The organism is Rhodococcoides kyotonense, from assembly GCF_900188125.1.
In the GTDB taxonomy this organism is placed as follows: domain Bacteria; phylum Actinomycetota; class Actinomycetes; order Mycobacteriales; family Mycobacteriaceae; genus Rhodococcoides; species Rhodococcoides kyotonense.
In genome coordinates this window covers 116,584-128,809 of record NZ_FZOW01000009.1, presented here as the reverse complement: position 1 = coordinate 128,809, position 12,226 = coordinate 116,584, and the positions used below count along the sequence as shown (strand labels likewise).

General features: G+C 62.4%; 13 protein-coding genes and 1 pseudogene. 7 read left to right on the top strand and 7 right to left on the bottom strand.

The window, feature by feature from the left end:
• The first annotated feature begins 58 nt into the window (after nucleotides 1-58).
• Nucleotides 59-1,333 (top strand): MFS transporter, encoded by a 1,275-nt coding sequence (locus tag CHB96_RS16370; protein ID WP_176444327.1) that lies wholly within the window; start codon nucleotides 59-61, stop codon nucleotides 1,331-1,333.
• Between the two features lie 3 nt (nucleotides 1,334-1,336).
• Here CHB96_RS16370 and CHB96_RS16365 read toward each other — a convergent pair whose 3' ends face one another.
• Nucleotides 1,337-1,930 (bottom strand): TetR/AcrR family transcriptional regulator, encoded by a 594-nt coding sequence (locus CHB96_RS16365; protein ID WP_089248055.1) that lies wholly within the window; start codon nucleotides 1,928-1,930, stop codon nucleotides 1,337-1,339.
• Between the two features lie 128 nt (nucleotides 1,931-2,058).
• Between CHB96_RS16365 and CHB96_RS16360 the strand changes: the two genes are divergently transcribed.
• The 3 genes from CHB96_RS16360 (at nucleotide 2,059) to CHB96_RS16350 (ending at nucleotide 4,609) form a co-directional block, all read left to right on the top strand.
• Nucleotides 2,059-2,625: a hypothetical protein gene (locus CHB96_RS16360; protein ID WP_089248053.1), complete on the top strand. Its 567-nt coding sequence runs from the start codon at nucleotides 2,059-2,061 to the stop codon at nucleotides 2,623-2,625.
• Between the two features lie 72 nt (nucleotides 2,626-2,697).
• Complete coding sequence (locus CHB96_RS16355) at nucleotides 2,698-3,924, top strand: NADP-dependent isocitrate dehydrogenase (protein ID WP_089248051.1); 1,227 nt, start codon at nucleotides 2,698-2,700, stop codon at nucleotides 3,922-3,924.
• A gap of 94 nt (nucleotides 3,925-4,018) precedes the next feature.
• Nucleotides 4,019-4,609: an Rv1733c family protein gene (locus tag CHB96_RS16350; RefSeq protein ID WP_089248049.1), complete on the top strand. Its 591-nt coding sequence runs from the start codon at nucleotides 4,019-4,021 to the stop codon at nucleotides 4,607-4,609.
• A gap of 24 nt (nucleotides 4,610-4,633) precedes the next feature.
• Here the strand turns inward: CHB96_RS16350 and CHB96_RS16345 are convergent, their stop codons facing one another.
• A complete protein-coding gene (locus CHB96_RS16345) occupies nucleotides 4,634-5,161 on the bottom strand; it encodes a hemerythrin domain-containing protein (RefSeq protein ID WP_089248333.1) in 528 nt (175 codons plus the stop codon).
• Nucleotides 5,162-5,391: 230 nt separating this feature from the next.
• Between CHB96_RS16345 and CHB96_RS16340 the strand changes: the two genes are divergently transcribed.
• From CHB96_RS16340 to CHB96_RS29710, 3 genes and pseudogenes are all read left to right on the top strand, one after another.
• The gene (locus CHB96_RS16340; protein ID WP_089248047.1) at nucleotides 5,392-5,637 is read left to right on the top strand and encodes a hypothetical protein; all 246 of its coding nucleotides are present in this window, start codon (nucleotides 5,392-5,394) and stop codon (nucleotides 5,635-5,637) included.
• A gap of 120 nt (nucleotides 5,638-5,757) precedes the next feature.
• A pseudogene (locus CHB96_RS30150) lies at nucleotides 5,758-6,054 on the top strand (FMN-binding glutamate synthase family protein); the annotation flags it as partial.
• 94 nt (nucleotides 6,055-6,148) lie between these two features.
• A complete protein-coding gene (locus CHB96_RS29710) occupies nucleotides 6,149-6,331 on the top strand; it encodes a hypothetical protein (RefSeq protein ID WP_176444326.1) in 183 nt (60 codons plus the stop codon).
• Between the two features lie 75 nt (nucleotides 6,332-6,406).
• Here the strand turns inward: CHB96_RS29710 and CHB96_RS16330 are convergent, their stop codons facing one another.
• Genes CHB96_RS16330 through CHB96_RS16310 form a run of 5 tightly spaced genes read right to left on the bottom strand, consistent with a single transcriptional unit; the run spans nucleotide 6,407 to nucleotide 12,201 of the window.
• Nucleotides 6,407-7,603, bottom strand: coding sequence for an ABC transporter substrate-binding protein (locus CHB96_RS16330; RefSeq protein WP_089248045.1), 1,197 nt, complete (start codon nucleotides 7,601-7,603; stop codon nucleotides 6,407-6,409).
• Between the two features lie 15 nt (nucleotides 7,604-7,618).
• Nucleotides 7,619-8,320: an ABC transporter ATP-binding protein gene (locus CHB96_RS16325; RefSeq protein ID WP_089248043.1), complete on the bottom strand. Its 702-nt coding sequence runs from the start codon at nucleotides 8,318-8,320 to the stop codon at nucleotides 7,619-7,621.
• Nucleotides 8,317-9,102 carry an ABC transporter ATP-binding protein gene (locus CHB96_RS16320; protein ID WP_089248331.1) on the bottom strand — a complete coding sequence of 262 codons (786 nt, stop codon included), beginning with the start codon at nucleotides 9,100-9,102 and terminating at the stop codon, nucleotides 8,317-8,319. Before CHB96_RS16320 ends, CHB96_RS16325 begins: the two co-directional genes overlap by 4 nt.
• Entirely contained in the window at nucleotides 9,080-10,990 is a 1,911-nt protein-coding gene (locus tag CHB96_RS16315) for an ABC transporter permease (protein ID WP_089248041.1), read from the bottom strand. Before CHB96_RS16315 ends, CHB96_RS16320 begins: the two co-directional genes overlap by 23 nt.
• Nucleotides 10,991-10,992: 2 nt before the next feature.
• Nucleotides 10,993-12,201: an acyl-CoA dehydrogenase family protein gene (locus CHB96_RS16310; protein ID WP_089248039.1), complete on the bottom strand. Its 1,209-nt coding sequence runs from the start codon at nucleotides 12,199-12,201 to the stop codon at nucleotides 10,993-10,995.
• Nucleotides 12,202-12,226 lie beyond the last annotated feature (25 nt).

Genomic DNA, 12,226 nt, shown 5'->3' with positions numbered 1-12,226 from the left:
ACGCACACGTGACGACGCATATGAGCACCGGGGAGCACGCTCTGACACTATGTGCGGCATGACGTTCGCGCCGCGGTTGTCGACCTCGTTCACGGTCGGAACCATGACACTGCTTGCTGCGCTTTACTTCGCGCAGGGACTGCCGTTCGGTTTCTTCACCACCGCACTCCCGGTCGTGCTGCGTCGATCCGGATATTCGCTCGTCGAGATCAGTGCGACGGGTGTGCTGTTCCTTCCGTGGGCGCTGAAATTCCTGTGGGCACCGTATGTCGACCGATACGGCAGTCGTCGACGGTGGCTGCTGTCGTTGCAGTTCGCAGCGGCCGCCGTCGCGATCGGATTGTCGTTCTTGGATCTGTCCACGACGATGCGGTGGCTGTTCGTGGGCATCTTCGTCGTCAATATTCTGTCGGCAACGCAGGATATTGCGACCGACGGTCTGGCTGTTCGCTTGCTGAGTACGGAGCAGCGCGGTCTCGGCAACGGTATCCAGGTCGGTGCGTACCGGATCGGCATGGTGTGCGGCGGGGGAGTGTTGTTGTGGCTGTTCTCATTTGCGGGTTGGCAGATGTTGTTCATCGCGATGGGGCTGCTGTTGTTGGTGACGACCATTCCAGTGTGGCGTCTACGCAGACAACTGGATGCCGCGGACGAAGACACGGAGAAGTCCGATCCGGATCACGCCGAATCGGCGGCACGACTGGCCTTCGGTTGGTGGTCCCGGTTGCGACGGCCGGGGATGGTTGCGTTCATCCTCTTGGTCGGCGGCTTCAAGTTCGGTAACTCCATGGGAAGTGCGCTCGTCGGGCCGTTCATGTCCGACAGCGGACTGACGTTCGGACAGATAGCTTTCATCGATGGCGGATTGTCGTCGGTAGCCGCGTTGGTCGGGGCCGGTCTGGGTGCGTGGTTGTCTTTTCGCTACGGACGGCGGCACGCCCTGCTCGTCGGCGGTGTCGCCCAAACTCTGAGCCTTGGTCTCTACGTTCTCGCAGCGCTCGGCATCGGAGGCTTCCCGCTGCTGGTATCGGCCAGTATCGCCGAGCACGTTCTCGGCGGCGCGGCCACGGTGGCAGTGTTCGCGCTGATGATGGATGCCGCAGAGAAACGTTTCGCGGGAAGTGATTACACCCTGGTGGCGTGCGCAGTGGTGTTCGCGCAGGGCGCCGCCGGTCTGGCAGCCGGGGTGGTGGGGGACCAGTTCGGATTCACCGCCTTGTTCGTCGTCGCGTTGGTTCTGTCGGGTATCGGCTGCGCGGTGCTACTGATTGCTTTGGACCGAGGCGTGGGCCCGGCGGGAGTGAAAGAGGCTGTTCCGCCGCGTAACTCGTGAACGTCAGTGGCCTTTCAACGCGAGAACGGATGCGAACGCCTCCCCGAGTGATGCTGCGACCGAGGAGGCCTCGCCGAGGTAGCCGCTCACCATGGCCCCGTCGCGCAGCATCATCAGCTGCTGTGCGGCCGAGCCCGAATCCTCTACACCGGCTACGTGTGCGATAGCGGCAAAGTGGTCGAGGACCCATCGCCGGTGCGTCTCGACGGCAGTTCGTACGGGGTCGGCAGGGTCTGCGAACTCGGCGGCCGCGTTGATGAAAGCGCACCCACGGAAGCCTGGACGGCAACTCGCCGAACCGATTCCGTCGGCGAGCGCTTGGAGTGAGCCCGCTGGGTCGTCCTCGCGCCGAATGCTCTGCATCCAGTCACGCTCGCCTGCCGCTTGCTGTTCGAGATAGGCGACGACCAGGTCACTCTTGCTACGAAAGTGGCGATAGAACGTGACTTTCGTGATGCCGACTTGCTCGATGATGCGGTCTGCGCTCGTGGCTCGAATGCCGTGTGCATAGAACTGCTCGCTGGCGGCATCGAGAATGCGCTCTCGGGTGGACGCCGATGACGTGCGTGTCGCGGGTGCCGCGGTGTCGGCGGGCATTCGGTTCTCCGGTTCTGGTGGTGAAAGTTGCGTCGAGCCTCGAAGCAGTCTACTTTCTGTCATGTAGACGAACTAGTAACTCTACACTGGTACGGCACACGAAGCCCATCCCGAAAAGGAGATCCACGATGATCACGACCGAGACGGCCACGCGCCTGACCTACGATCTGCCGATGCGTCGCCTCTACCTCGTCAGATTCGGCTTCGCGCTCCTCTGGGCGGTCGTGCTGGTGTCCAGTTCGCCCTCGGTCGGTCCTGTGCTGACGACCGTGCTCGTGGTCTACCCGCTGTTCGACGCGGCTGCTGTTCTCTGGCAGGTGAGATCCCACCGCGGCGCGCAGAGTTCCCACCTCGCGGAACGGATCAACATTGCAGTCAGCATCCTGGTTGCTGTTGCAGTCGGATGGGCGTCGACGGTTTCCCTGTCGAGCGCTCTGGTGGTGTGGGGTCTGTGGGCAGTCGGCTCGGGCATCCCGCAATTGTTGACCGCAATGCGTAACCGTCGCTCGGGAGGCCAGGTGTTCCAGATGGTCAGCGGCGGACTGTCCGTCGTCGCCGGCGCGGGGTTCGTGGTGCAGGGACTGAACGGGGCGGACACCATCACCGGTATCGGTGGATACGCTGCGCTGGGTGGCATCTTCTTCCTGATCTCTGCTGTCCTCATGGGGAACCGCCCGAGCGCCACCACTTGGTGACGATCAGTCGAGTACGTTCACGTACACGACTCGACACCTGACCCACGCCCGGAAGGATTCGAAGGAACCCTCATGTCCATGATCAAGGTCGAAGGCACAGTCGTCGAACTCGACGGCGACGAAATGACGCGCGTCATCTGGAAGTCCATCAAGGACAAGCTGATACATCCGTTTCTCGATGTGGATCTCGAGTACTACGACCTCGGCATCGAATCTCGGGACCGAACCGACGACAAGGTCACGGTCGATGCCGCTCGCGCGATCGAGAAGCACGGTGTCGGTGTCAAGTGCGCGACCATCACTCCGGACGAGGCCCGTGTCGAGGAGTTCGGCCTGAAGAAGATGTGGCGTTCACCGAACGGAACTATTCGTAACATGTTGGGTGGCACGATCTTTCGCGCACCCATCATCGTCTCGAATGTTCCGCGTCTTGTTCCTGGGTGGACGAAGCCGATCGTCATCGGACGACACGCGTTCGGCGACCAATATCGCGCGACGGATTTCGAGGTTCCGGGGCCGGGTACGGTGACCATCACCTACACACCTGCCGACGGCGGCGACACGATCCAACACGAGCTGGTCAGATTCACCGAGGACAGCTTGGGTGGCGTCGTACAGGGTCAGTACAACTTCGATCGGTCGATCATCGATTTCGCTCGCGCATCGCTCGATTACGGCTTGCAACACGGTCTTCCCGTGTACCTCTCGACCAAGAACACGGTTCTCAGAGTGTACGACGGGAAGTTCAAGGACACGTTCCAACACATCTTCGACACCGAGTTCGCGTCGAAGTTCGACGCCGCAGGTCTGACGTACGAACACCGATTGATCGACGACATGGTGGCATCCTCACTGAAGTGGGAGGGTGGCTACGTCTGGGCGTGCAAGAACTACGACGGTGATGTGCAGTCGGACATCGTTGCACAGGGGTTCGGTTCACCGGGGCTCATGACGTCGGTCTTGCTGAGCCCGGATGGGCGAACCTGCCTGACCGAGGCGGCGCATGGCACCGTTCGTCGCCATTTTCAGGATCACTTGGAGGGTAGGCCCACGTCGACGAATCCGATCGCATCGATCTTCGCGTGGACGCGCGCACTCGAACACCGCGGAACGCTGGACGGCACCCCCGACGTGATCGAATTCGCCCGGACGCTCGAAACCGTCGTCGTAGAGACCGTCGAGGCGGGCCGGATGACCAGGGACCTCGCGCTGTTGGTCGGCGAAGATCAAGAGCACATCGGGACGGAGCAGTTCATCGACGACGTTGCTGAGGCGCTGAAGATCGCACTGTCCGCATAGCTCTTCGTCGACCAAATCGATGGCGCTCGGGACTTTGGCCCCTGGCCCCCCTCTCACTGTTCGAGAACACTCGACTGTGGGGAGGTGGGAGCAGGTGGGGGACTGGAACACGACTCTCGTGGTGCGGTGGTGGCGACTGGCGCCGTGGAGCGGTAATGCTTTGATGCGCCGCGGCGACAGAGTCGTCTCTTTCGCAACGATTCTTGCGGTCTTCACCGCGCTACTGCTCATACCGATCGCTGCTGTGTTCGGTGTGTCGACGTATTCGAATCTCGATGCCGAGTCCGTACTCGAGCGTGCGGAGTTTCATCGAATCGACGCCGTGGTGGTCGACGCTCCGGTGCCCGTGGAAGTGCCGATGGACTATGGCGTAGTGACGAGCAGCTACGCGACCGCAAGCTGGACCTATCGTGACGGCATCGTTCACACCGGTCGTGTTCGGCTGCCCGTGGACGCGTCGCAGGGGCAGCGTGTTCCGGTCTGGGTCGACGACGCCGGCGCCTTGGCACGGCCACCCAGAACGGGAACCGAGAATGCGGCGTTGGGCGTATGTGCGGCCCTCGGGTTTTGGAGTGTCGCCACCATGGTCACACTCGTCGGCGTCGCAGGGGTTTGGGTGCTCGCCCGTCGCTCGGATTCGAAGCAGTGGGCGCGGGAGTGGCGACGACTCGAGCGATCGAGTTAGCAGCAGTGCCTGGAATGGGATCGCTCAGGAGTTTTCTTCGATGTACTCCTGAGGATCGCGATCGGACGTGTCGATTCCTTTGCCCTTGGGGTGCTGGGCATAGAACTCGATCCACCGTTGTGCGAGCTCGGCGCGCAATTCGACGGGCGCATTCTTGCGGAAGTCAGGAAGTACTTCGTCCTCTTCCTCTGCAAGGTGCTCGGAATTTTCTGTACGGGCCGTGCCCACGGCTTCGAACCACTCGTGGCTCCCGACCTCCAGCGTCGCGGCCTTGGCAACGGCGTCCCGAATTTTGTTGTGGTCACCGATCGCGTCGTCGGTCTCGTCTTCTGCGTCGTCGCTACCCTTCTTCAGCAATGACGGATAGAAGACGTCCTCCTCGGCCTGCGCATGGGTGTCGAGACGCTCCGCGAGTGGCGCCCAGGCGTCGGAGAGTTCCTGCTTGGTTCGCGCATCGTCGAGACGTGCGAACGCCCGCCGAAGCCATTCGTGGTCGTCCATGATGAGTGACGTGATGTCGGCGGTTCCGATGTCGGGCAGGGCATTCGTCATGAACACGACCTTAGAACCGCACCGACAGTTCTGCCAGTAAAGGTAGGCACACCGAAATCTTTGGCGTGCGGGCATTTTCGCGAAACTCAGGCACGGATATCGGACGAGCTGCGCCCGTCGTGGCCCATCTGAATCGGACCCACACGTAAGCGAGAACGCTGTGACCACGGGGGACAACTGGTGCCTTTGTGCCCTGTGCCATCGGCACGAGTTCTGCGAACGTTCCTGTGATGACGCCACAGACGGGCACCGATCGGATCTCTCGCGTACAGGAGCGATGGGGTCCACTCGTGTTTGGATCACTCGCGGGCGCGGGTGCCTTCTCGGTCGTCGTGGGGCTGTCGGTCTGGTTGGTGGCGCTGTTCGGACTGCTCGCACTCGTCGAAGCGGTGGATGTCATGTCGACGATGACCGGAGACTGGGACGCTGCGCGAGTGTTCGAGACGACCACGAGTTCGTCGCAGGAGGACAGCTGAGGAGTCGTCAGGGAAAGGGCACCACCCGGCGTGGAGAAGCCATTCCGACTCCGAACGGTTGCTCGTTGTTTCGCTTCAGGACCACTGTCGCTTCGTCCACTGGTGACACAGTGATCGACTATGGCATCGAAATGGCTGAGGGCGATACCTGCGGTGTCCGTCGCAGGATTGGTGGGCGTCGCGGCATACGACCTGGCGCAGAAAAAGCACGCAATCCTGCGGAACTTCCCCGTCGTCGGGCATGCGCGATATCTGCTGGAGGCTGTCGGCCCCGAACTTCGGCAATACATCGTGAGCGGAAACGACGAAGAACGCCCATTCAGCCGGAATCAACGGCGTTGGATCTACTCGTCGGCCAAGTTGCGGAACAACTACTTCGGTTTCGGAGCAGACAACGACACCGAGTTCGCTCAGGGGTGTTGCGACGCAGGACAAATGGCTGGCCCGTGGCCTCGACCCGCTGAGCAAGGCCGATCGTGCGACGAACTACCTGCGCACCCTCAGGCGGGACTTGCTGAAGGTCTCGGAAGCCTGCGGTGTAGCGCACCCGGGCTTGATCACTGCGGACGACCTCGACATTCTCTACGGACACGAGTCGGCAACATCCCTGCGGCAGGTATACGGCTACGAGTCGAAGTGGGGAGTTCCCAACGAGTTCGACGCCGCAGAAATCGTCAACCTGATGCAGGGGTGACGGTCGACCGACATCGAGGTTGTGCGCGGAATTCGGGTGCTTTCGGCGCACAACCTCGATCTGGGCGGAACGCTGCTATTGAACCGGCGTCTTCTCGAATGCGCTGAACGGCGTCGGGTCGTCGACATTCAGTTTACCGTCGGCGATGTGGCCGGCGAAGGCCCACAGGTTCGCCTGACGCGGCGCGGTGAGGACCGGACCGTCCTGGATGGTGAAGTCGATGTCGTGCAGCACGTCGGTCTGGAAGTCCGTCAGATTCTGCGTGTGCTCACGGAAGGTGTCGCGGTCGACGGTGTCGAGCTTGCGGGCCTCCTGCGCGAACGTCCAGACGGCCAACCAGTCGGTGCTGACGCTACCGTCGTGCGGCGTCTTGACCTTGCCTTCGGGGTCGTACTCGGCTAGCTGGTCCTTGTACTCCTTCCACGTGGGGAACAGAGTCTCGTCCTCACCCTTCTCGAGAGCGACCGAGTTCGGGATCCCCGAATCGGAGATGACCTTGATCGTCGCGTCTTCCATCACGTTGTTGCTGAGTACCAACGGAATTCGAAGGTTCTGCTCGACAGCGGCCTGGACGAGTGCGGTCAGCTTCTCGGGCGTGTAGATCATGCCGCCCCAGACGTCAGGGTTCGCCGCTTTGATCTTCGCGATGACGGGTGCGTAATCGGTTGTGTCGGGAGCGATCTCGATGACCTCGACGTCGTCGACCCCTGCGTTCTCGTATCCCAGTTTCGCGTTCTCGATGTACGGGGTGTTGCCCGCGTAGGCGACATAGACTGCCTTCTTCGGCTTGAACCTCGTTCCGCCCAGGTACGTTCCCTGTGCAGCGCCGGCGCAGTTCAACGCAGCGATCATCGACAGGTCGTTGGAGACGTCGGCCGCGGCGCACCCCATCGGGAACCAGTTGACTACGCCCGCCTGCTTGCCGATCTCGGCCAGACCGTCACCGCTGTTGCCGCCGATGAACGCAACGACGTTGTCCTCGTTGACGAGCTTGCGCGCCCCTGCGATCACGTTGGCCGGTTGACCCTTCGTGTCGTAGACGATGACGTTCAGGTTCTTGCCGTTGATACCACCCTGGTCGTTGATCGCTTTCTCCGCGATCTCGGCGACGAGAGCCGGATCCTGGAACGCGGACGGTGAGGACGACAGCGGTGCGATGAACCCGACGTTGATCGTGTCGGAGTCGCTCTCGCCGCTACCGGAGCATCCGGCGGCGAGAAGCGAGAGTGCAGACAAGCCGATCAGGCCTGCACGAAACTTGCGTGTGAACATTGTTTTCCTTCGTGATCAGGGGTGGAGGTAAGTTCGTTCGACATGATCTGTGGCAGTGGCGAGTTCATCGCGGGTCAGTTCGAGTGCCGTACGGCCGTCCGCAAGCACCAGGGTCCGATCGGCAATAGCCACCGCCGTCTCCACGTGCTGTTCGACGACGACGACGCTGATGCCCCGTTCCTTGGCCTGCTCGCCGACGACCCGGGCGATCAACGTTCGAACGGCAGGACTGAGACCGAACGTCAGCTCGTCGAGTAGTACGACACGCACGTCTCGCAAGAGTGCGCGCCCGACCGCTGCGAGTTGTTGCTGACCACCGCTCAGACTGCCGGCGGGAACGTCACGACGATCGGCGAGCTGAGGGAAGAGGTCGAAGAAGTCGCGTTCGTCGATATGCGCGAGGGCCAAATTCTCGGCGAGAGTGAGGCTTCCGAACAGCGAACGTCCCTTGACGACGAGTCCGATGTGCTCCTTGCATCGCCGATATGGGGTGCCTGTAAGGGGCTTGCCGTCGACGGTAACCACACCGGACGCCGGCTTCACGAATCCGGAAATGCCGAGCAGTGCACTGGATTTGCCGGCGCCGTTCCTGCCGATGACGCACACTACTTCGCCGGGGGCGACATCGAGATCGAAATCTCGAAGTCCCGTGCCGTTGCCGTAGTCGACGGTCAGACCCTTCACATGGAGGCCGGAAGTATCGATCGCCGTGGTCATGCGGTCACCTCGGTTGGTAGTGTGCCCGGCTCTTCTTCACCGAAGTAGATGGACCGCACCGTCGGGTGGTCGAGTATCTCCGCGGTGGCACCGTGCGCGATGACGGAACCGGCTTCGAGGACGTAGATGTCGTCGCACACTTCGGTGACGACATCCAGGTTGTGCTCCACCAACAGGATCGCGGTGTCGGACGTGTCGCGAATGTTCTTGATGGTGTCGACGACGCGCCGACGAGCATCGAGGCTGAGCGCTGCGGCGGGTTCGTCGAGTAACAACACCGAAGGCTCCTGGACGACAGCGCGAGCAAGGTTCACTCGTGCATGCCATCCGAGCGACAGTTGTTCGACGCGCTTGTGACGAATGGCGTCGAGACCGTGAGCCACGAGAAGCTCGTCCACTCGTGCGAATTCGCCGACTCCTGGCCTGCCGAATCGAACGATGCTCGCCGCGACCGACTTTCGACTCCTGACTTCGGCTGCCGAGAGGAGATTCTCTTCCACGGTGAGGTCCTCGAACAGCAGATAGTCCTGGAATGTGCGACTCAGACCGTGCCGAGCTCGCGCGGGGGCACTCACGGACGTGATGGGCTTGCCGTCGATCTCGACGGTTCCCGACGTGATTCGTTGGTACCCGGTGATCGCATCGATGGCAGTGCTCTTACCCGCACCGTTCGCGCCGAGCAGCCCGACAATCCGGCCCGCAGGCACGGACAACGAGACATTCTCGAGGATGCGGTGTCCGCCGATGTGGACGGACAGGTCACTGACGTTCAGACGTGACATGCACCTTCTCCTTCTGTGCGGGAGCGGAACGGAACCTGTCGAATGCTGCGCCGCGAAGCCTCAGGAATTGACCGACGACACCGTCGGGTTCCGTGGTGAGTACGAGGACCATGTTCGCGGCGAAGAACAACGACAACCAGTCGTTGATGTCGGGAGTGAAGGACAGGATGCTCGCGAGAAGGCCACCGGGAGCGAACAATCCGGCCAACACAGCGCCGGCGAGGTGGCCGGTACCTGCGAGAATCGTGAACGCGATCAAGGCCAACGAATCGCTGTAGGTGAAGCCCTCCAACGTGATCTGGCCCTTGGAGATGAACCCTCGTTGTACGGCCAGCAGGATCCCTGCGAGTCCCCACACAGTGCCGGAGAGCAATATCGACGTGAATTTGGCTCGGACAGCGTTGATCCCGAGGGCGGCGGGCAGACGCTCGTCCTGACGCACCGACAGCAGGTAGCGCCCGACGGCGGACCGTCGGATGTTCGCGACCACCACGAGCCCGGCGATCAACACGGTCCACGACAGGAGGGCGAAATTCCGGGGTTCGGTGATGTTGCTGAACGAGATTCCGAACAGCGACGTGTCACCTACGGCCCACCCCGTGGTGCCGTTGAAGAACTTGTCGACCGAGAACACGACGACTTGGACGATCGACGCGATGGCGAGCGAGCCGATCGTGACCTCGTAGATGCGTGCGCGGACGAACACAAGCGAGGACAGACCTGCGACGACGAGTGAGACGACCAGAGCGGTCACCGCCGCGACGAGCAGCGATGCACCGCCGTGGCTCGCGGCACCGAACACGAGCATCGAGATGCCCGCGAACGTGAGTGGGAGTGCGTTGACCTGGCCGGTGTACCCCGTCGACACGACGATCCCCAGCGCGACGAGTCCGAAGATCGCTGTGAGGCTCAGTGCATCGACGGTCGAGCCGTTTCCGAAACTGACGAGTGTGACGACGACAGCGATGCCGATCACCACGTACAGGGGGCGGATCCTGCCCGACCCGACGTGAAAGACGGCTTTGACTTCACGGGTCCCGCGGCTCATGTCGGTCCGTGCGAAGACGACGAGCACGCCGAGCGCGATGATGTGCGGGACGGCACGCGCCAGTTGGGCGTCGTACAGACCGGTGACGAGACCCTCGAGAACTCCCGCCGCGATCGCGACGCCGAACGCCACCCAGAATCGGCGGAATTTCGCGGCGAGCGCCGCGCCGAGTGCGGGAACGAGGAGAGTGGCAGCCGACGTCGGCGACAGCTGGGTGATCGGCAGGACCAACACGCTACCGGCGGCCGACAGCACTCCCGCCAATCCCCATGCGGCCGAGCCCCACTTGCGCGGATCGATGCCGATCGACTGTGCCCCGAGGTCGGTGTCCTGAATTGCCATGGTGATGAGCCCGAATCGAGTCCGGGTGAACAGTGCATGCAATGCCGCGGTCGCGACGAGCGCGGTGAGACCGAGCAAGATGGAAATGTTCTGGACGCGCACACCACCGACTTCGAAGCCGCCGCTGACGAGGAACGGGTCGACGGTGATCTGATGGTTCGTCCACACCAGTCGGACGATCGCTTCGAGAACCAGCAGCAGGCCGAGCGTGATCAGGATCTTCGTGACCACGGGTGAGTGTGCCAGGCGCTTGCCGACGACCCCGAAGAACACGATCCCGATCAGGCCACTGACCACGACGCCCGCGACGATGGCCAGCGGAAGTGGGAGCCCGGCTTCGTACGATTTCCAGAACGAGTACGCGCCGAACGTACCGAGCGCGCCCTGGGCGAAGTTGATGACTCCGGTACCGCGGTACGCCGCGATCAAACCGAGCGCGACGAGAGCGTATGCGCCTCCGGTCGACAGCCCCAGAGAGGCGTAGGTGAGAAAGTCCACGGCTAGCTCGTCCTGTCGCGCAGGTCGATACCACTGAGCCACTGGCGGAACGGAGACGTGCCGTTCAGATCGAAGTCGCCGATGCTGGCCAGACGGTATGGGATCGGGTTGTGGTTCGACAGAGTGCGGGCGTTGCGCCAGTGGCGATCCCAGCCCTTGTCCACACCGAGGGCGGACGCGCCACCGACGTCGAACAGGCGTGTGACCGCCTTCAGCACGGTGTCGACCACCGATACCTGTGCGCGGTAGATCTCGATCTCGGTGGCATCCTCGAGATCCTGACTCGTGTGACCCGAGAGAACGGCCGAGCTGTGGTCACCGAGGGTGCGTGCCGAGTGCCGAACCAAGGTCTCGGCGACGTGTCGAGCCGCACTGACTTCACCGACCACCTGCTGCACGAGTGCGTCCTGACGGGGGAGCACACGTGCGCCTTGGCTGAAGAAACGTGCGCGTCCCTGGACGTACTCGACGACGTCCACGTGCGCCGCACGGACGATTCCGGCAAGAGCAAGCAGGTGCCAGAATTGTGCGATGGACGTGCCGTAACTTCCGAGTTCGACGTCGTCCGGCAGCTGAGGTGCATCGGTGACGTCGACGGAATCGAATACCGTTGTGCCACTTGCGGTCAACTTCTGACCGAATCCGTGCCAGTCGTCGACCAGCGTGACGCCGTCCGCCTTCGCGGGCACGACGGCCTGTTCGACAGTGTCGTCGTCGCCTTCGCCGGTGGTGAGAATCCAGTCGGCGTAGAGCGATCCGGTGCTGTAGAACTTGCGGCCGGTGACGAGGCGTCGTCCGGACGTCGATTCGATGCGCGTCGAGAAATGCGTCTGATTCTGCGCATTCTGTTCGGTGTACGCGCCACCGAACAGGTCCCCGCCACCGATGCGCTGCAACCACGCCGAACGGGCGTCGGACTCGGGAGAATGGATGATCGCCTCGGTGAAGATGAAATGCGTCCGAAGTAGTTGTACGACGTTGGAATCCGCAGCACCGAGATCGAGCACCAGCTCGGTGAGTTCAGGGACCGACACACCCGAACCGCCGAACTCCTTCGGTACGCGCACCGCACCGAATCCGCGTTCGGCCAGGCGCCGAACGAGGTCGTAGGGCAGCTCGCGGTCACGGTCACGCTGGACCGCCGTTGCGGCGATGTCGGTGAAGATGTCGTCGAAACTCAGGTTCGTCTGGTCGACGGTGGACGCAGTCATGAAGCATCTCCGGGTATGTCGTTGT